This window comes from Kineococcus gurbantunggutensis, from assembly GCF_050871925.1.
Classification (GTDB): Bacteria; Actinomycetota; Actinomycetes; order Actinomycetales; family Kineococcaceae; genus Kineococcus.
In genome coordinates this window covers 1-18,963 of record NZ_JBJLSG010000094.1, presented here as the reverse complement: position 1 = coordinate 18,963, position 18,963 = coordinate 1, and the positions used below count along the sequence as shown (strand labels likewise).

At 76.2% G+C, this 18,963-nt stretch carries 18 protein-coding genes and 1 rRNA gene; 1 reads left to right on the top strand and 18 read right to left on the bottom strand.

Annotated elements, in window-relative coordinates; translation table 11 throughout:
• The 18 genes from ACRYR7_RS16640 to infC all read right to left on the bottom strand — a co-directional run.
• A 16S ribosomal RNA gene (locus ACRYR7_RS16640) occupies positions 1-114 on the bottom strand; the annotation flags it as partial.
• A gap of 459 nt (positions 115-573) precedes the next feature.
• Positions 574-1,854, bottom strand: a complete 1,281-nt coding sequence (gene tyrS, locus ACRYR7_RS16635) for a tyrosine--tRNA ligase (RefSeq protein ID WP_432573224.1) — start codon at positions 1,852-1,854, stop codon at positions 574-576.
• Positions 1,855-1,921: 67 nt separating this feature from the next.
• The gene (locus tag ACRYR7_RS16630; RefSeq protein ID WP_432573223.1) at positions 1,922-2,563 is read right to left on the bottom strand and encodes a DNA-3-methyladenine glycosylase; all 642 of its coding nucleotides are present in this window, start codon (positions 2,561-2,563) and stop codon (positions 1,922-1,924) included.
• Positions 2,548-3,981, bottom strand: a complete 1,434-nt coding sequence (gene argH, locus ACRYR7_RS16625) for an argininosuccinate lyase (protein WP_432573226.1) — start codon at positions 3,979-3,981, stop codon at positions 2,548-2,550. Before argH ends, ACRYR7_RS16630 begins: the two co-directional genes overlap by 16 nt.
• An 11-nt stretch (positions 3,982-3,992) precedes the next feature.
• On the bottom strand, positions 3,993-4,550 hold the full coding sequence (locus ACRYR7_RS16620) for an arginine repressor (RefSeq protein ID WP_432573222.1): 558 nt from the start codon (positions 4,548-4,550) through the stop codon (positions 3,993-3,995).
• Entirely contained in the window at positions 4,547-5,479 is a 933-nt protein-coding gene (argF, locus tag ACRYR7_RS16615) for an ornithine carbamoyltransferase (RefSeq protein WP_432573221.1), read from the bottom strand. Before argF ends, ACRYR7_RS16620 begins: the two co-directional genes overlap by 4 nt.
• Positions 5,476-6,726, bottom strand: a complete 1,251-nt coding sequence (locus ACRYR7_RS16610) for an acetylornithine transaminase (protein ID WP_432573220.1) — start codon at positions 6,724-6,726, stop codon at positions 5,476-5,478. The genes argF and ACRYR7_RS16610 overlap by 4 nt, the downstream gene beginning before the upstream one ends.
• 56 nt (positions 6,727-6,782) lie before the next feature.
• Entirely contained in the window at positions 6,783-7,685 is a 903-nt protein-coding gene (gene argB, locus ACRYR7_RS16605) for an acetylglutamate kinase (protein WP_432573219.1), read from the bottom strand.
• Positions 7,682-8,833, bottom strand: coding sequence for a bifunctional glutamate N-acetyltransferase/amino-acid acetyltransferase ArgJ (argJ, locus tag ACRYR7_RS16600; protein ID WP_432573218.1), 1,152 nt, complete (start codon positions 8,831-8,833; stop codon positions 7,682-7,684). Before argJ ends, argB begins: the two co-directional genes overlap by 4 nt.
• Positions 8,830-9,888 carry an N-acetyl-gamma-glutamyl-phosphate reductase gene (gene argC / locus ACRYR7_RS16595; protein WP_432573217.1) on the bottom strand — a complete coding sequence of 353 codons (1,059 nt, stop codon included), beginning with the start codon at positions 9,886-9,888 and terminating at the stop codon, positions 8,830-8,832. Before argC ends, argJ begins: the two co-directional genes overlap by 4 nt.
• Positions 9,889-9,930: 42 nt before the next feature.
• A complete protein-coding gene (locus ACRYR7_RS16590; RefSeq protein WP_432573216.1) occupies positions 9,931-10,740 on the bottom strand; it encodes an SDR family NAD(P)-dependent oxidoreductase in 810 nt (269 codons plus the stop codon).
• Positions 10,733-13,297 carry a phenylalanine--tRNA ligase subunit beta gene (pheT, locus tag ACRYR7_RS16585; protein WP_432573215.1) on the bottom strand — a complete coding sequence of 855 codons (2,565 nt, stop codon included), beginning with the start codon at positions 13,295-13,297 and terminating at the stop codon, positions 10,733-10,735. The genes ACRYR7_RS16590 and pheT overlap by 8 nt, the downstream gene beginning before the upstream one ends.
• Positions 13,297-14,448 (bottom strand): phenylalanine--tRNA ligase subunit alpha, encoded by a 1,152-nt coding sequence (gene pheS, locus ACRYR7_RS16580; RefSeq protein WP_432573214.1) that lies wholly within the window; start codon positions 14,446-14,448, stop codon positions 13,297-13,299. Before pheS ends, pheT begins: the two co-directional genes overlap by 1 nt.
• A gap of 100 nt (positions 14,449-14,548) precedes the next feature.
• Positions 14,549-15,703, bottom strand: coding sequence for a sensor histidine kinase (locus ACRYR7_RS16575; RefSeq protein ID WP_432573213.1), 1,155 nt, complete (start codon positions 15,701-15,703; stop codon positions 14,549-14,551).
• A 93-nt stretch (positions 15,704-15,796) separates the two neighbouring features.
• Positions 15,797-16,630 carry a TrmH family RNA methyltransferase gene (locus ACRYR7_RS16570; protein WP_432573212.1) on the bottom strand — a complete coding sequence of 278 codons (834 nt, stop codon included), beginning with the start codon at positions 16,628-16,630 and terminating at the stop codon, positions 15,797-15,799.
• 73 nt (positions 16,631-16,703) lie between these two features.
• Positions 16,704-17,099: a 50S ribosomal protein L20 gene (rplT, locus tag ACRYR7_RS16565; protein WP_432573211.1), complete on the bottom strand. Its 396-nt coding sequence runs from the start codon at positions 17,097-17,099 to the stop codon at positions 16,704-16,706.
• 94 nt (positions 17,100-17,193) lie between these two features.
• On the bottom strand, positions 17,194-17,388 hold the full coding sequence (rpmI, locus tag ACRYR7_RS16560) for a 50S ribosomal protein L35 (RefSeq protein ID WP_432573210.1): 195 nt from the start codon (positions 17,386-17,388) through the stop codon (positions 17,194-17,196).
• 104 nt (positions 17,389-17,492) lie between these two features.
• Positions 17,493-18,137 carry a translation initiation factor IF-3 gene (infC, locus tag ACRYR7_RS16555; protein WP_432573225.1) on the bottom strand — a complete coding sequence of 215 codons (645 nt, stop codon included), beginning with the start codon at positions 18,135-18,137 and terminating at the stop codon, positions 17,493-17,495.
• Positions 18,138-18,411: 274 nt separating this feature from the next.
• On the opposite strand from infC, the gene ACRYR7_RS16550 reads away from it, so the two are divergent.
• On the top strand, positions 18,412-18,828 hold the full coding sequence (locus tag ACRYR7_RS16550) for a DUF1844 domain-containing protein (protein WP_432573209.1): 417 nt from the start codon (positions 18,412-18,414) through the stop codon (positions 18,826-18,828).
• Positions 18,829-18,963: the final 135 nt, after the last annotated feature.

The following is an 18,963-nucleotide window of genomic DNA, read 5'->3' as shown; positions in this document are numbered from 1 at the left end:
CGTGTTACTCACCCGTTCGCCACTGATCCCCCCCGAAGGGGTTCACCGTTCGACTTGCATGTGTTAAGCACGCCGCCAGCGTTCGTCCTGAGCCAGGATCAAACTCTCCGTCGAAAAAACCATAGACACCCGAAAGCGCCAGATCTTCGTGACTTGCTTAGTTTGACCTCTGGTCTCGAAAGTCCCACCACCACCTGGCGAGGAGGTGGCGGGGTTCAACACCAAAGGAATCCGAGACGCACCCCCCACCCGGCGGACGCCGGAAAAGGAGGACAACGCCACGGGGTTGATTGTTTGGCATCAACACTTGGCACACTGTTGAGTTCTCAAGAACCGGACGCACCCCGTCGACCCTCCCGCGAAGGAGAACCTGATCAGGGGCAACTTTCCCACTATAACCAGGAACCAGGCCGAACTTCAACCCATCCCCGGTCGAGCTTTCCGGTGCCACCCACCCGCAGCGAGCCCCCGCGGCCTCCCGGCCCCGGCGGCCGCCCCGTCCGGGCGACAGGAAGAACAGTACGCCGCTGACGCCCCGAGCACCAAATCCGTGCCGGGACGGGAACGGATCCGTTACTGCCGCAACGGAACCGAGACGGCGGCGAGGGACTTGCGACCGCGCCGCAGGACGGCGTAGCGGCCCTGCAGCAGACCGGCGCCGGCCAGGGCGTCGGCCAGCGTCGCCTCGGGATCGGCCACCTTGGTGTTGTTCACGTAGGCACCGCCCTCCCCGATGGTGCGGCGGGCCGCGCTGCGGGAGGGGGCCAGGCCGGTGTCCACCAGGAGCTGGGCCACCGGGACGTCGAGGGAGTCCGGGGTGGCGGTGGGCAGCTCCTCCAGGGCACCGCGCAGGGTGCGCTCGTCGATCGCCGACAGGTCCGAGCCGCCGAAGAGGGCCGCCGAGGCGTCCTGGACGGCGCGGGCCGCGGCCTCCCCGTGCACCAGGGCCGTCACGTCGTGCGCCAGGGCGCGCTGGGCCGCGCGGGCCCGCGGCTGCTCGCGGGCCTGCCGGCCCAGCTCCTCGATCTCCTCCCGGCTGCGGAAGGAGAACGCCTTCAGGTAGCCCTCCACCTGGGAGTCCTCGGCGTTGAGCCAGAACTGGAAGAAGGCGTACGGGCTGGTCAGCTCCGGGTCGAGCCAGACCGCGCCGGACTCCGTCTTGCCGAACTTGGTGCCGTCCGCCTTGGTCAGCAGCGGGGTGGCCAGCGCGTGGACGGTGTCGCCGTCCACGCGGCGCACCAGCTCGCAGCCGGCGGTGATGTTGCCCCACTGGTCCGAGCCGCCCAGCTGCAGGGCGCAGCCGTGCCGGCGGTGCAGCTGCAGGTAGTCGTTGGACTGCAGCAGCACGTAGGCGAACTCGGTGAAGGAGATGCCCGTGGTGGCCAGGCGCTTGGCCACCGCCTCGCGGTCCAGCATCCGGTTGACGCTGAAGTGCTTGCCCACGTCGCGCAGGAACTCGATGGTCGACATGGGCTGTGTCCAGTCCAGGTTGTTGACCATCGTCGCGGCCGCCGGCCCGTCGAAGTCCAGGAACGGCGCGATCTGCGACTGCAGGCGCCCCACCCAGCCGGCCACCGTGGCGGGGTCGTTCATCGTGCGCTCGGCCGAGGGTCGCGGGTCCCCGACCAGGCCGGTGGCCCCGCCCACCAGGATCAGCGGCTTGTGCCCGGCCCGCTGCAGCCGCCGGGCGGTGAGCACCTGCACCAGGTGCCCCACGTGCAGGCTCGCCGCCGTCGGGTCGAAGCCCACGTAGTACGTGAGCGGTCCGCTCTGCAGCGCCTGGCGCAGCGCGGCCTCGTCGGTGGACTGCGCCACCAGGCCCCGCCACTGCAGCTCGTCCCAGACCTCGCTCACGGCTCGACTCTCCTCAGGTCCGTGGCGGGGCGCCTCTGGCCCCGCCGGGTGGCCCCAGCCTGCCCGATCAGGCGCGCCGCGGTCGACGCGGTACCGCGGCCCGGTACGGCGAGACGGTCGGCTCACCGGTCGCCCAGGCGCGCCAGGGGGTGGGCGCACCGGCGCCGGCCACGCCGACGCGCGGCCCCCAGGACACCCCCGCGTCCGGCAGCGGCCGGCCCGCGAGGACCTCCAGCGGCCCGCCGGAGCAGACGTCCGCCCCGCCGAGCGCGCCGGTGACCCCCAGGGCCTGCGTCAGGCGGGCCGGCCCGCGCGCGAGGTCGGCGTCGCGGCGGGCCGCGGGGCGGCGCGAGCGCGCCAGCTCCACGCCCTCCACGACCTCGCCGGCGCGCAGCAGCACCGCCGAGGCGGTGCCCTCCGCGCCCGTCACCAGGTTCACGCACCAGTGCATCCCGTACGAGAAGTACACGTAGGCGTGGCCGGCCGGGCCGAACATCACCGCGGTGCGCGCGGTGCGGCCGCGGAAGGCGTGCGACCCCGGGTCGGCCGCCCCCGCGTACGCCTCGACCTCGGTCAGCCGCACCGCCACCGCGCCGTCGGCGGTGCGGTGGCGCACGACGCGGCCGAGCAGGTCGCGGGCGACCTCCAGCACGTCCCGGGCGAAGAAGTCCCGCGGCAGGGGCGCCGAGGGCGTCAGGGGCGCGTCCACGCCCGGTACCCGTCCAGCGCGGCGCGCGCCTGCTCCAGCTGCTCGGCCACCCGCACCGGCGCGGTGCCGCCGACGGCGTCGCGCGAGGCGAGCGAGCCGGCGACGCTGAGCACGCTGCGGACCTCCGGCGTCAGGTGCGGGGAGATCGAGGCGAGGTCGTCCTCGGTGAGGTCCCACAGCTCCACGGCGCGGCCCTCGACCTCGCTGCGCTCCTCGCAGCGGCGCACGCACGCGCCGGAGAGGTGGTGCGCCTCGCGGAAGGGGACGCCCCGGCGCACCAGCCACTCGGCCACGTCCGTGGCCAGCGCGAAGCCCTGCGGGGCCAGATCGGCCATCCGCCCGGTGTGGAAGCGCAGCGTGCCGACCATGCCGGCGACCGCGGGCAGCAGCAGCTCGAGGGTGTCGACGGCGTCGAACACCGGCTCCTTGTCCTCCTGCAGGTCCCGGTTGTAGGCCAGCGGCAGGCCCTTCAGCGTGCTCAGCAGGCCCGTCAGGTCGCCGATGAGCCGGCCCGCCTTGCCGCGCGCGAGCTCCGCCACGTCGGGGTTCTTCTTCTGCGGCATGATGCTCGACCCCGTGGACCAGGCGTCGTCCAGCGTGACGAAGGAGAACTCCTTCGTGGCCCACAGCACGACCTCCTCGGAGATCCGGGAGAGGTCCACCCCGATCATCGCCGCGACGAAGGCGAACTCCGCGGCGACGTCGCGCGAGGCGGTGCCGTCGATGGAGTTCTCCACGCTGCGGGTGAAGCCCAGCTCCTCGGCCACCGCCTGCGGGTCCAGCCCCAGGGAGGAGCCCGCCAGCGCACCGGAGCCGTAGGGGGACACCGCGGCGCGCTCGTCCCAGTCGCGCAGGCGCTGCACGTCGCGCAGCAGCGGCCAGGCGTGCGCCAGCAGGTGGTGGGCCAGCAGCACCGGCTGGGCGTGCTGCAGGTGCGTGCGCCCCGGCATGGCGGCACCGGGGTGGGCCGCGGCCTGCTCCACCAGGGCCTCGACGACGTCGAGCACCCCGGCGGCGACCGTGCGGGCGTGCTCGCGCAGGAACACCCGCAGCAGCGTGGCGATCTGGTCGTTGCGCGAGCGCCCGGCGCGCAGGCGGCCGCCGACGTCGGCGCCCACGCGCTCGACGAGCGCGCGCTCCAGCGCGGAGTGCACGTCCTCGTCGTCCTCGGCGGGGGTGAAGGCGCCGGAGACGACGTCCGCCTCCAGGGCGTCGATGCCCGCCAGGAGGGCTGCGAGCACCGCGTCGTCGAGCAGGCCGGCGCGGTGCAGCACCCGGGCGTGGGCGCGCGAGCCCGCCAGGTCGTGCCGGGCCAGGCGGAAGTCGAAGTGCGTGGACTTCGACAGCGCGGCCATCGCCTGCGCGGGCCCGCTGGCGAAGCGCGCGCCCCACAGCCCCTTCTCGGCCTGCCGGTGCAGCGGCTGCTCGCTCACGGGGTCTCTCCTTCGTCGTGGGGGGTGGGACCGGCGGTGGGGGCGTCCTCGCGGCGGGCCAGCGCCAGGAACCGCGCGGCGACGGCAGCGCCGCCCAGCGGGTCGCGGGAGATGACGAGGACGGTGTCGTCGCCGGCGATGGTGCCCAGCACCGACGGCATGAGGGAGTGGTCGATCGCGCTGGCCAGGAACTGCGCGGCCCCCGGCGGGGTGCGCAGGACCACCAGGTTCGCCGACGCCTCGGCGCTCACCAGCAGCTCCTCGCACCAGCGGGCCAGGCGCGCGTCGAGGACCTCCTGCGCGACGCCGCGGCGCGGGGTGCGGTCGCCGCCCTCGGCGGGCAGGGCGTAGACGAGGCCGCGGTCGCCGTCGCGGACCTTCACGGCGCCGAGCTCGACGAGGTCGCGCGAGAGCGTGGCCTGGGTGACCGCCACGCCCTCGGCCGCCAGGTGCGCGGCCAGCTCCGTCTGCGAGCGCACCGGCGAGCGCGCCAGCACCGCGGCGATCCGGTCGTGCCGGAACGCCTTGGTGCCCGTGCCCGACGCCGCGCTCACCGCGAGTTCGCGAGCAGCCAGACGAGCAGCGCCTTCTGGGCGTGCAGCCGGTTCTCCGCCTCGTCCCACACCACCGACTGCGGCCCGTCCAGGACCTCGGCGGAGATCTCCTTGCCGCGGTAGGCCGGCAGGCAGTGCAGGACGATCGCCGCGGGGTCGGCCAGGGCCATCGTCTCCGCCGTCACCGCGTACGGGGTGAAGCGCTGCAGGCGGTCGGCGGCGTCCAGGCCCTCCTGGCCCATGCTGATCCAGGTGTCGGTGACCACGACGTCGGCGCCGGCGGCGGCCTCGCGCGGGTCCTGCGTGACGGTGACGGACCCGCCGGTGCCGGTCGCCACGGCGCGGGCGCGCTCCACGATCCCCGCGTCGGGCAGGTCGGTGGGCGGGGTGGCGATGCGCACGTGCAGCCCGGCCGTGGCGCCGCCCAGGGCGTAGGAGTGGGCCATGTTGTTCGCCCCGTCGCCGAGGTAGGCCATCGTCAGCCCGGCCAGGCGGCCCTTGTGCTCGGCGACCGTCTGCAGGTCGGCGAGGATCTGGCACGGGTGGTAGTCGTCGCTGAGGGAGTTCACGACCGGCACGCGCGAGTGGGCGGCCATCTCCTCCAGGCGCGACTGCGCGAAGGTCCGCCACACGATCGCGGCGACCTGGCGCTCCAGCACGCGGGCGGTGTCGGCGACCGGCTCGCCGCGGTCCAGCTGGGAGCCGGCGGCGTCGATGACGAGCGGGGAACCGCCCAGCTCGGCCACGCCGACGCTGAACGAGACGCGGGTGCGGGTGGAGGGCTTGTCGAACAGCAGCGCGACGGTGCGCGGGCCCTCCAGGGGCCGCTCGGCGAAGCGGTCGGTCTTCAGCCGGGCCGCGAGCGCCAGGACCTCGGCCTGCTCGGCCGGGCTGAGGTCGTCGTCGGCCAGGAAGTGGCGGGTGGTCACGCGTCCTCCGCGGTGTTCTGGGCGTCGTCGAGCACGGACGGCAGGGCCTGCAGGAAGGTGTCCGCCTGCGCGGCGGTGAGCACCAGCGGCGGGGCCAGGCGCAGGGTGCCGGGGCGCACGGCGTTGACGATGAAGCCGCGCGCCAGGGCGGCGCTCACGGCGGCGGGGGCGACCGGAGCGGTCAGCTCGACCCCCAGCAGCAGGCCCTCGCCGCGCACGCCGGCCACCAGGGGGTGGCCCAGCGCGGCGATCCCCTCGCGCAGGTGCGCGCCGACGGCGCGGACGTTCCCCAGCAGCCCGTCGCGCTCGACGGCGTGCAGGGTCGCCAGGCCGGCCGCGGCCGCGACGGGGTTGCCCCCGAACGTGGTGCCGTGCTGCCCGGCGCCGAGCAGGGCGGCGTTGCGCGGGCCCAGGGCCAGCGCCGCGCCGACGGGGATCCCGCCGCCCAGGCCCTTGGCGACCGTGACGACGTCGGGCAGGACGCCGGCGTGGCGGGCCTGCTGGTGGGCGAACCACTCCCCCGTGCGCCCGATGCCGGTCTGCACCTCGTCGAGGACGAGCAGGGCGCCGTGGTCGGCGGTGATGCGCCGGGCGGCGGCCAGGTAGCCGTCGGGCGCGGGGTTGACGCCGCCCTCGCCCTGGACGGGTTCGAGGAAGACCGCGGCGGTGGCGCCGTCGACGGCGCGGCCCAGCGCGCCGACGTCGCCGTAGGGGACGAACTCCACCCCGCCGGGCAGCGGCTCGAACGGGGCGCGGTAGGCCTGCTTGGAGGTCAGCGCCAGGGCGCCCATCGTGCGGCCGTGGAAGGCGTCCACGGCCGCGACGACCTTGGGGCGGCCGGTGCGCCGGGCCATCTTGAACGCCGCCTCGTTGGCCTCGGCGCCGGAGTTGCAGAAGAACACCCGCGAGCCCTCCGGGGCTCGGGCGACCTCGAGCAGCCGCTCGGCCAGGGCGATCTGGGGGGCGGTGGCGAAGAAGTTCGACACATGGCCCAGCGTGGTCAGCTGCGAGGTGACCGCGGCCACCAGCAGCGGGTGCGCGTGGCCGAGGGCGTTGGTGGCGATGCCCGCCAGCAGGTCCAGGTAGCGGTTGCCGTCGGCGTCCCAGACGTGGCAGCCCTCGCCGCGCACCAGGACGCGCTGCGGGGTGCCGTAGGTGCCCATGACCGACGAGGAGTAGCGCTGCAGCCACGCCGCCGCGCCACCCTCGGTCACCGGCAGGGCCTCGGCCCCTCCCGCGAGCTCCACCGCTCCCGCCGCGGCTCCTGCCGCTGCTGCCGCCACCGCTGCTCCCCCCTCGAGGTTCACGGCACGACCATCGTGCCGTTGCCGGAGGTCGTAAAGACCTCCAGCAGGACCGAGTGCGCCAGCCGGCCGTCGATGACCGTGGCGCGCGGCACGCCGCCGCGCACCGCGCGCAGGCACGCCTCCATCTTCGGCACCATGCCGGACTCCAGGGACGGCAGCAGGTCCGCCAGCTCCCCGGAGGTGATCTCGCTGACCAGCGACTCGCGGTTCGGCCAGTCCGCGTACAGGCCCGCCACGTCGGTCATGACGACGAACTTCTGCGCCCCCAGCGCGACGGCGATGGCGGAGGCCGCGGTGTCGGCGTTGACGTTGAGGACCGAGCCCGGCACGGCCCGGCCGTCCGCGTCGACCTCGGGGGCGATCGTGGAGATGACCGGGATGCGCCCGGCGTCCAGCAGGTCGTTGACGGCGGCCGGGTCCACCCCCACCACGTCGCCGACGAGGCCGACGTCGACGAGCTCGCCGTCGACGAGGGCCTCGCGCCGCACGGCGCGCAGCAGCCCGCCGTCCTCGCCGGACAGCCCCACCGCCAGGGGGCCGTGGGCGTTGAGCAGGCCGACGAGCTCGCGGCCCACCTGGCCCACGAGCACCATCCGCACGACCTCCATCGCCTCGGGGGTCGTCACGCGCAGGCCGCCGCGGAACTCGCTGGCGATGCCCAGGCGGTCGAGCATGGCGGAGATCTGCGGGCCCCCGCCGTGCACCACGACGGGGCGCAGGCCCGCGGTGCGCAGGAACACCACGTCCTGCGCGAAGGCGCGCTTGAGGTCGTCGTCGACCATGGCGTTGCCCCCGTACTTCAGCACGACCAGGGCGCCGTGCCACTTCTGCAGCCAGGGCAGGGCCTCGACGAGCACGCTCGCCTTGTCCTCCGCGGTCAGGTTCGTCAGGTCGCTCATGTGGAGTAGGCGCTGTTCTCGTGGACGTAGGCGTGGGTGAGGTCGTTGGTCCAGACGGTGGCGCTGTGCTCGCCGGCGTGCAGGTCCACGCGCACGTGCACCTCGCGGGGCGCGAGGTCGACCTGCGCGGGGTCGGCGCCGGGGGCGCCGCCGACGCACACGGGGACGCCGTTGAGGCTGACGTCCAGCGCCTGCGGGTCGAACTCGGCGGAGGTGGTGCCCACGGCGGCCATGACGCGGCCCCAGTTGGGGTCCTTGCCGAAGACCGCGGCCTTGAAGAGGTTGTTGCGGGCGATGGAGCGGCCCACCTCGACGGCGTCGTCCTCGCGGGCGGCGCCGACGACCTCCACGGCGATGTCGTGGTCGGCGCCCTCGGCGTCGCCGACGAGCATGCGGGCCAGGCGGGCGCACACGTCGTGCACGGCCGCGTCCAGCTCGGCCGGCTCCGGGCGCACGCCGGAGGCGCCGCTGGCCAGCAGCACGACGGTGTCGTTGGTCGACGTGCAGCCGTCGGAGTCCACCCGGTCGAAGGTGGTGCGGGTGGCCGCGCGCAGGGCCCGGTCCAGCTCCGCCGGCTCGGCGACGGCGTCGGTGGTCAGCACCACGAGCATCGTGGCCAGGCCCGGGGCGAGCATGCCCGCGCCCTTGGCCATGCCCCCGACGGTGAACCCGCCGACCTCGGCGACGGCCTGCTTGGAGACGGTGTCGGTCGTCATGATCGCCGTGGCGGCGTCGGGGCCGCCGTCGGCGGACAGCGCGCCGTGCGCGGTGCGCACGCCGTCCAGGAGCCGCTCGCGGGGCAGCTCGACGCCGATCAGCCCCGTGGAGCAGACCACGACGTCGCCGGCGCCGCAGCCGAGCAGCTCGCCGACGAGCTCGGCGGTGGCGTGGGTGGTCTGGAAGCCCGCCGGGCCGGTGAAGCAGTTCGCGCCGCCGGAGTTCAGCACGACCGCGCGGAGCCGGCCGTCGGCGCTGGCCCGCTCGCTCCACAGCACCGGGTGCGCCTTGCACCGGTTGGAGGTGTAGACGGCGGCCGCGGCGTCGAGCGGGCCGTCGTTGACGACGAGGGCGACGTCGGGCCTGCCGCTGGGCTTGAGCCCGGCGGTGGCGCCGGCGGCGCGGAAGCCGGCGGGGGCGGTGACGCTCACGGGGCCACCCCCACCGCGCTCAGACCGGTGGTCTCGTCCAGCCCGAGGGCGGCGTTGACGCTCTGCACGGCTCCCCCCGCGGTGCCCTTGGTGAGGTTGTCGATGGCGGCCACGACGACGACGCGCCCGGCGTGCTCGTCCACGGCCAGCTGCAGGAGCGCGGAGTTGCCGCCCAGGACCGAGGCGGTCGTGGGCCAGCGGCCCTCGGGCAGCAGGTGGACGAACGGCTCGTCCGCGTACGCCCGCTCCCAGGCGGCGCGCACGTCGGCGGCGGCCGCACCGGGGGCGAGCCGGGCGGTGCAGGTGGCGAGGATGCCGCGGGGCATCGGCGCCAGCGTGGGGGTGAAGGAGACCGACACCGGAGCACCGGCGGCCAGGGCGAGGTTCTGCTCGATCTCGGGGGTGTGCCGGTGGCCGCCGCCGACGCCGTAGGGGCTCATCGAGCCCATGACCTCCGCCGAGAGCAGGTGCGGCTTGAGGCTCTTGCCGGCGCCGGAGGTGCCCGAGGCGGCGACCACGACGACGTCCTCGCCGGCCAGCAGGCCGGCGGCGAAGCCGGGCGCCAGGGCCAGGCTCACGCTGGTGGGGTAGCAGCCGGGCACCGCGACGCGGCGCGCGCCGGCCAGGCGCTCGCGCTGCTTGCCGCCGCCGGCCAGCGGCAGCTCGGGCAGCCCGTAGGGCCAGCTGCCGGCGTGCTCGGAGCCGTAGAAGCGCTCCCACTGCGCGGGGTCGGTCAGCCGGTGGTCGGCGCCGCAGTCCACGACGAGCACGTCCTCGCCGAGCTCGGCGGCCACGGCGGCGGAGTGCCCGTGCGGCAGCGCCAGGAACACCACGTCGTGGCCGGCGAGCACCTCGGCGGTGGTGGGCCGCAGGACGCGCCCGGCCAGCGGCAGCAGGTGCGGCTGCAGCTCGCCGAGCGCGGTGCCGGCGTTGGAGGCGCCGGTCAGGGCGCCGATCTCCACGTGCGGGTGCTGCAGCAGCAGCCGCAGCAGCTCACCGCCGGCGTAGCCGCTGGCGCCCGCGACGGCGACCTTCAGCCGCCTGTCCGTCTCCATGCGCATGACCATACACGTTGGCGCGTAGTCATGCATCAAGGGTCAGGCCAGCGGGTCCCCCGGGCCGTAGGGCGCCAGGCCCAGCACCCGGGCGGAGGCCGGCAGGTCCGCGCGCGCCGCGGCCGCCAGCGAGGCCGGGGTGTCCACCCCGGCGCGCACCAGCCGCCCGGCCCACGCGTCCAGCTCCCCGCGGGCCACGGCCAGCACCAGCGCGACCACGTCGGCCGGGTCGGTCCACTCGGTGCGCTGGGCGTGCTGGGCCATGGAGGTGGACATGGCCGTGCGCACCACCCCGGGCGAGACCTCGAAGGCCAGCACCCCGTGCTCGCGCCCGGCCGCGGTCAGCGCCCCGCCCAGGCGGAACAGCGCCGCCTTGCTCGCGCCGTACGCCGCGTGCACCGGCGAGTCCTTGTGCGCCGCGCCGGAGCTGAGGTCGACCACCCGCCCGCCGCCGCGCGCCACCATGCCCGGCACCACCGCGCGCACCAGGTGGAAGGGGCCCAGGACGTTGGCCTCCAGCACCCGGCGCACCTCCTCCGGGTCCGCCTCCCACGGCACGGCCTCGTCGGCCTCGATGCGCCCGGCGTTGTTCACCAGCAGGGTGGCCCCGCCCAGCTCGGACTCCAGCGCGTGCACCGCGGCCGCCACCGCGCGCGCGTCGGTCACGTCGACGGCGGTGGCCACCGCGCGCCCGCCGGCGGCGGTGGCCTCCTCCACGACCTCGTCCAGCGCCACCGCGTCGCGCGCCAGGGCGCCGACCGCCCAGCCGGCGCGGACCAGGCCCAGCACCAGCTCGCGCCCGATGCCGCGGCTGGCGCCGGTGACCAGCGCCACGCCCCCGCGCTCAGGCACGCTGCACCGCCCCGGTGCGGCGGGCCGCCTCGGCCACCGCGGCCTCGCGGGCGGCGCTGGCCTCCTCCGCCGTCAGGGTGCGGTCCGGGGCTCGGAAGCGCAGCGCGTACGCCAGGGACCTGCGCCCCTCGCCCACCTGGGGGCCGGTGTAGACGTCGAACAGGCGCACGTCCTCCAGCAGCTCGCCGGCGCCCTCGCGCAGCGCCTCCTCGACGGCGGCCGCGGCCACCGCCCCCTCGACCACCAGCGCGACGTCCTGGGTGGCCGCCGGGTAGCCGGACAGCTCCGCCACCTGCGGGGTCGCGCCGACCTGCGCGAGCAGGACGTCCAGGTCCAGCTCGAAGGCCGCCGAGCGCGCCGGCAGCTCCAGCGCGGCCAGGGCCGCCGGGTGCAGCTCGCCGGCGTGGCCGACGAGGTGACCCGCCGGGGTGCTCACCCGGGCGCAGCGGCCCGGGTGCCACGGCGCGTGCTCGCCGGCCTCCACCACGACCGGCACGCCCAGCGCCGCGGCGACGGTGCGCACCGCGTCCACCGCGTCCGCCCACAGCACCGGCTCGGCGTCGCGGGCGAAGCCGGCGGCGGCCGCGCCCGGCGGGCGGCGGGTGCCGGTGAGCACCCCGGCCACGTGCAGCGGCTGCGGCGGTACCGCGGCCAGCAGGGCGGTCAGCTCCTCCTCGCCGGGGCGGCGGTCCGCGCCCGGCAGCGGGGCCGGGCCGGTGCCCGCGCGCGGGCGGGTGACCGCGCCGAACTCCACCAGCGCCAGGTCGCGCAGGCCGCGCGAGACGTTGCGGCGCACCACCTCCACCAGCGAGTCCAGCACGGCGGTGCGCATCAGCGGCTGCTGCTCCGACAGCGGGTTGGCCAGCCGCAGCGCCGCGCGGCGCGGGTCGTCGGCCGGCAGGCCCTGCGCGTCGTGCACGGCGGCGGCCACGAACGGGTAGGACAGGACCTCCACGAACCCGTCGTCCGCCAGCGCCCGCGCCGCCGAGCGGCGGGCGCGCTGGCCGGCGGTCAGGCCCCGCCCGGCCGGGGCCGCCGGCAGCACCGAGGGGATCGTGTCGTAGCCACGCAGGCGCGCGACCTCCTCCACGAGGTCCACCGGCTGCAGCAGGTCCGGCCGCCAGCTCGGCGGCACGACCGCGAGGCCGGCGCCGTCGGTGCTCACAGTGCAGCCGATCTCCTCCAGGGCGCCGACGACCTCCTGCTCGGTGAACGGCGCGCCGACGACCCGCTCGACGAAGCCGGCGGGCATCGACAGCAGCGGCGGGGCGGCCGGCCCGCCGACGTCGGTGGCGCCCGGGTCGGCGGTGCCGCCGCCGTGCTCGACGAGCAGGCGCACCGCCAGCTCCGCCACCTGCGCGGCCACCGCCGGGTCCACGCCGCGCTCGAAGCGCTTGGCGCTCTCCGTGGGCAGCTTGTGGCGGCGGGCGGTGCGCGCGACCGAGAGCTGGGCGAAGTGCGCGGCCTCGACGAGCACGTCGGTGGTCGAGGACGACACCTCGGTGACGGCGCCGCCCATGACGCCGGCCAGGGACAGCACCCGGGAGGTGGACGGGTCGCCGGGCACCTCGTCGGTGATGAGCAGGTCCTCGGGGTCCAGGACCCGCTCGACGTCGTCGAGGGTGGTCAGCCGCTCCCCCGCGCGGGCCCGGCGCACCACCAGCTCGCCCTGCAGCCGGCCCAGGTCGTAGGCGTGCAGCGGCTGCCCGGTCTCCAGCATGAGGTAGTTGGTGACGTCCACGGCCAGCGAGATCGAGCGCATGCCGGCCTGGCGGACGCGGTCGGCGATGAACCGCGGCGTCGGGGCGGAGGGGTCGACCCCGCGCACCACCCGCGCCACGAACCGGTCGCAGCCGGCCGCCCCGCGCACCGGCGCGTCGTCGGCCAGGCGCACCGGGTACCCCGCTCCGGCCGCGGCCGGCACGTCGACGGCGACCGGGTCGCGGAAGACCCGCGCGACGGGGCGGCGGGTGCCGTGGGCGTACTCGCGGGCGATGCCGCGCACGCTGAAGCAGTAGCCGCGGTCGGGGGTGACGTTGACCTCGACGGTCTCCTCGTCCAGGCCCAGCAGCGCCAGCGCGTCCTGCCCGGGGGTCAGCTCGGCGCCGGGCAGGTGGCGCTCGAGCACGATGATCCCGGAGTGGTCCGCGCCCAGGCCCAGCTCCCTGGCCGAGCAGATCATCCCGTCGGAGACGTGCCCGTACGTCTTGCGCGAGGCGATGGCGAAGCCGCCGGGCAGCACGGCGCCGGGCAGGGCCACCACGACGGCGTCGCCGGCGGTGAAGTTGTGCGCGCCGCACACGATGCCGCGGTGCCCGTCGGGGCCGTTGTGCTCGGGGCCGACGTCGACGTGGCACCAGTTGACCGTCTTGCCGTTCTTCTGCGGCTCCGGCACGAGGTCGAGCACGCGGCCGACGACGAGGGGGCCGGTGACGTCGGAGGTGTGCACGCCCTCCTCCTCCAGGCCCACCCGCACCAGGGCGGCGGCCACGTCGGCGCCGCGCGCGCCGGGCTCCAGCTCGACGTGCTCGGCCAGCCAGCTCAGGGGCACGCGCATCAGAGCTCGTCCTGCCCCTCGCCGGCGGCGGCCGGGACGCGGCCGCCGAGGACGTCGGCCACCCCCGACGCCGAGAGGTCCTCCACGCCGAACGCCCGGCTGAACCGCACGTCGCCCTCCACCATGTCGCGCATGTCCGTCACCCCGTTGCGGAACATCAGGGTCCGCTCGATCCCCATCCCGAAGGCGAAGCCCTGGTAGCGCTGCGGGTCGATCCCGCACGCGCGCAGGACGTTCGGGTTGACCATCCCGCACCCGCCCCACTCGATCCAGCCGCGCTCGGCCTCCCGGCCCAGGGAGAAGCGCAGGTCCAGCTCGGCGCTGGGCTCGGTGAAGGGGAAGAACGCCGGGCGCCAGCGGGTCTCCACGGCGTCGCCGAACATGGCGCGCGCGAAGTGGTCCAGGGTGCCCTTCAGGTGCGCCATCGTCAGGCCCTCGTCGATCGCGATGCCCTCCAGCTGGTGGAACACCGGCGTATGGGTGGCGTCCAGCTCGTCGGTGCGGAACACCTTGCCGGGGCAGACCACGTACAGCGGCACGCCGCGCGTCAGCAGCGAGCGCGCCTGCACCGGGGAGGTGTGCGTGCGCAGCACCAGGCCCGAGCCGGAGCCGCCGCGCTCGTCGGCGACGTAGAAGGTGTCCTGCATCTGCCGGGCGGGGTGGTCGGCGTCGAAGTTCAGGGCGTCGAAGTTGAACCACTCCGCCTCGACCTCGGGCCCCTCGGCGACCTCCCAGCCCATCGCCGTGAAGACGTCGGCGACGCGCTCCATCAGCAGCGGCAGCGGGTGGCGGGCGCCGCGCTCGGGGCGGCGCGCCGGCAGGGTCACGTCGACGACCTCCGCGCGCAGCGCGCGCTCCTCCTCCTGCGCGCGCAGGACCTCGGTGCGCGCGGCCAGGGCCTGGTTCAGGCGGCCGCGGGCGGCGCCCACGCGCTTGCCGGCGGCGGCCCTGTCCGGCCCGGGCAGCGAGGCGATGGCCCGGTTCGCCAGCGCCAGCGGGCTGCGGTCCCCGGCGTGGGCCAGGCGGGCGGCCTTGAGCGCGTCGAGGTCGCCCGCGGCGGCCACCGCCGTCAGCGCCTCGTCGAGGGCGGCCTGCACGGCGGCCTCCCCGAGCGGACCGTCGGCCGCCGCGGCGGCGGTTTCAGCGGGCATCGGGTGCGACGTCTCCTCCCGGTCGGCGGCCGGGGGTCCCCGGCCGCGGGCATCGGGGCGATCCTCCCAGACGCCGTGGGCCGGGGCGGTCGGCAGGCGGTCAGTACGGGGTCGCGGGCGGTTCGCCGGCGGGCAGGCGCACCCGGAAGCGCGCCCCGCCCGCGGGCGAGGCCGAGACCTCCACGTCCCCGCCGTGCGCCTCCACCAGCCCGCGCGTGACGTACAGGCCCAGGCCGGTGCCGCCGCGGCTGCCGCCGTGCCAGAACTTGGAGAAGACGTACGGCCGGTTCTCCGGCGGCACGCCCTCGCCGGCGTCGTCGACGGTCAGGACCACCTCGCCCGGTTCGGCCGGGTCCAGCGCGGGGTCGTGGGCGACGGTGAGGACGACGGTGCCGGCGCCGTGCCGCACCGCGTTCTCCACGAGGTTGGTGACCACCTGCGCCAGGCGGTCGGGGTCGGCCCACAGGTCCGGCAGCCCCTCGGCCAGCCGCAGCTCGAAGCGGTCGTCCTCGTAGCCGGCCACCCGCAGGCGCTCCACGTGCTCGCGCACGAGCGCGGGCAGGTCCACCGGGCGGCGGTGCACCTGCAGCCGGCCGGTGTCCACCCGGGAGACGTCCAGCAGGTCGCCCACCAGGCGGGTGACGCGGTCGGCGTCGGCCTGCACCGTGGTCAGCATCAGGCGCTTCTGCTCGTCGGTGAAGCGGTCCCAGCGCCGCAGCAGGCTCGCGGTGAACTGCTTCACCGACGTCAGCGGCGAGCGCAGCTCGTGGGCGACGGTGGCGATGAGGCTGGCCGCGTCGGACTCCGCGCGGCGGCGCTGGCCGGTGCCGCGCAGCGCCACCACCGCGCGCTGGACCGCACCGGCCTCCGAGCGCACGTAGCGGGCGGTCACCAGCAGCTCGCGCCCGCCGGGCAGCAGCAGCATCCGCTCGGAGTGCCCGTCGGAGGTGTCGAGGGCGGGGTCGGCCACGTCCCACCAGCGGCGGCCGGAGGTGTCCTGCAGCGGCAGCGCCCGGCGCACGTCCGAGCCCAGCAGGTCCTGGCGGCTGCGGCCCAGCAGGGCGGCCGCGGCGGCGTTGACGGCCGTGATGCGCCGGTCGGCGTCGACGAGCACCACGCCGTCGGGCAGCTCGTCCAGCGGCACCAGCCCGCCGGCGCCGGGGGCGGCCGGCCCGCTCGGGGCCTCCCGGTGCGGGCGCACGGGTGGGAGCGCCGCCGCGGGAGCGGCCCCGGTGGTCCCCCTCACCTCGGGCACGGGCCGAGGCTAGGGCATGCGGCGCGGATCACCGCGCCGGGCGCGCGCCGGGGCCCGGGCGGGGACCCGCCGAGCCGCCGGGCGCGGCGGGCCTCAGCGCGCCCGGCGCTGCGCGCGGGCGCTGGCGTACAGGCACACCACGGCCGCGGTGGCCAGGTTCAGGCTCTCCGCGCGCCCGTGCAGCGGCACGCGCACGACGGCGTCCGCCGCGGCCCGCCCGGCGTCGTCCAGCCCGGCGGCCTCGTTGCCGAACAGCCACGCCGTGGGCGAGGCCAGGTCCACGGGCGCGGGCGCCGCGGTGGCGGCCGCGTCGGCCAGGTCGTCCAGGTCCAGGGCCCCGGTGCCGTCGGCGGCCAGCACCGAGCACCCCGCCGCCCGCAGGGCGCTCACGGCGCCCTCCAGCGGGACGCCGACGACCACGGGCAGGTGGAACAGGCTGCCCGCGGTGGATCGCACGCACTTGGGGTTGAACACGTCCACGCTGCCGGCGGTGAGCACCACGGCGTCGGCCCCGGCGGCGTCGGCGGCGCGCAGCACGGTGCCCGCGTTGCCCGGGTCGCGCACCCGGTCCAGCAGCGCCACCAGGCGGGGCCGGCGGGCCAGGACGTCGGGCAGCTCCGCGGTCGCCGTCGGGCACACCGCCACCAGCCCCTGGGGGGTGACGGTGTCGGTCATGGCGGCCAGGACCTCGTCGGTGACCGTCCACGTGCGCACGCCGTGCTCGAGGGCGTCGGCCACGATCCGCGGGTACCGCTGCGCGGCCTCGTCGGTGGCGTACAGCTCCAGCACCACCGGCGCGCCCGGCACGCCGTCCGCGCGGGTGCGCGCGGCCACGTGCGCGGCGACGGCCTCGCGCACCGCCTGCGGGCCCTCGGCGAGGAAGCGGCCGTGGCGCGAACGCGCCGGACGCCCGGTCAGCGACCGCACCGACCGCACCCGCGCAGCGCGCGGGTCGGTCAGCACGGCGGCTGCCGGGCGTCCGGGGTGGTGCTGGCGCTGCTCAGGCAGCGGAGCCCTCGGCGGCCGCGACGACCGGGGCGGCCGGCAGGGCGGCCTTGGCGGTCTGCACCAGGGCGGCGAAGGCGGGCGCGTCGGAGACGGCCAGCTCGGCGAGCATGCGGCGGTCGACCTCGACGCCGGCGGCCTTCAGGCCCTGGATGAAGCGGTTGTAGGTCATGCCCTCGGCGCGCGCCGCGGCGTTGATCCGCTGGATCCACAGGCGGCGGAAGTCGCCCTTGCGCGCCTTGCGGTCGCGGTAGGCGTAGACGAGGGAGTGGGTGACCTGCTCCTTCGCCTTGCGGTACAGCCGCGAGCGCTGGCCGCGGTAGCCGCTGGCCTGCTCGAGGACGACGCGGCGCTTCTTCTGGGCGTTGACTGCGCGCTTCACGCGTGCCACGGGGGTTCTCCTTGCTCATCGGTGCGCGGGCGCCGGCGGGCCGTCGCGGACGGCCGCGCGCTCCGCGCGGGGGTGGTGGGGGTGGTGGCGACGGTCAGTGACCCAGGAGCTTCTTGATCTTCTTGACGTCCGAGGGGGCCACCACGGCGTCGATCGAGAGACGGCGGGTGCGCGTGCTCGGCTTGACCTCGAGCAGGTGGCGCTTGTTGGCGCGCTCGCGCATGACCTTGCCGGAGCCGGTGATGCGGAACCGCTTCTTGGCGCCGGAGTGGGTCTTGTTCTTGGGCACGGGGGTCTCTCCTGTGGTCGGTGCCGGGTGGTGCCCGGCGGGGGTCTGGCGGGCGCGCGGGACCGGGCCCGCCCGGCGGGGCGGGCCCGGTCGCGCGCCGTGCGTCAGGACGCGGTGACGGGTGCCTGGTCGGGCTGGGAGCCCTCGCCGTCCGGGGACTGCGAGGCGGGGGTCGCCTGGTCGGCGGCCTCCTGCTCGGCGGAGTCCTTGCGGCGGCGCTCCTCGGCCTTGGCCTCGGCCTTCTTCTTGTGCGGCCCGATGACCATCACCATGTTGCGGCCGTCCTGGCGCGGCGAGCTCTCGACGCTGCCCAGGTCGGAGACGTCCTCCGCGAGGCGCTGCAGCAGCCGGAAGCCCATCTCGGGCCGGGACTGCTCGCGCCCGCGGAACATGATCATCACCTTGACCTTGTCCCCCGCCTTGAGGAACCGCTCGACGTGGCCCTTCTTCGTGCCGTAGTCGTGCGGGTCGATCTTCAGGCGGAAGCGGATCTCCTTGAGGATCGTGTTCGACTGGTTCTTGCGCGCTTCGCGGGCCTTCATGTCGGACTCGTACTTGAACTTGCCGAAGTCCATGAGCTTGCAGACCGGCGGTCGCGCGGTGGGGGCGACCTCGACCAGGTCGAGACCCGCTTCGTCCGCCAGCCGCAGCGCGTCCTCGACGCGCACGATGCCGACCTGTTCACCGTTGGGGCCCACGAGCCGCACCTCGGGAACACGGATGCGGTCGTTGATGCGGGGCTCGCTGATGTGCTGCTCCTTCGTCGTCGGGCGGGGCCGCCGGACACGGGGAAGGCCCCCGCGCTCGGACGCGCACGGAGGCCAGCCTGATCCGGCACCGCGGCGCACGAGGGCGACGACGACGCCTGTCTCCCCCGCGGACGGGGGAGGGACCGGGACCCGCGGCGCGTGGTGCACCGGGGTGGGAGGAGGCCTCCGCTTCACGTTCCGGCCCCACGAACGCCCGCCCGCGGAACCGCGGACCGGTGACGTGAGCCGGTCGGTCACCTGTCAGGGTAGCAGCATGCAGTCAGAACCCCACCCCCACACCGACGGCGGCCCCGCGGGCGACGACGCGACGGGCGACGCGACCGGCGCGACGGTCGACGCGACCGCCGAGCTGGCCCGGGACATCGCCGACGTGCCCGCGGTGGAGGTCGTCACGACCGCCGCCGTGCACCTGATGAGCGCCGCGGCCGTCAAGTGCGGGCTGGCCGAGGGCCCCGACGCCGCCGACCACCTGGACCTGGCCGAGGCCCGCATCCTCATCACCGCGCTGGCCGGGCTGGTGACGACCTCGGCGCCCGACATCGGCGGGCAGCACGCCCGCTCGCTGCGCGACGGCCTGCGCTCGCTGCAGCTGGCCTTCCGCGAGGCCTCCCCCGTGCCCGACCCGCCGGGCGGGGGCCCCGGCGAGCGGCTGACCGGCAGCGTGGTCTGAGCGGCCCCGGGCCCCGGCGGGCGGGTGCCGGGGGGGGGGGGGGGGGGGGGGGGGGGGGGGGGGGGGGGGGGGGGGGGGGGGGGGGGGGGGGGGGGGGGGGCCCCCCGCTCTCGCGCCGAACTTCAACAAGTTATT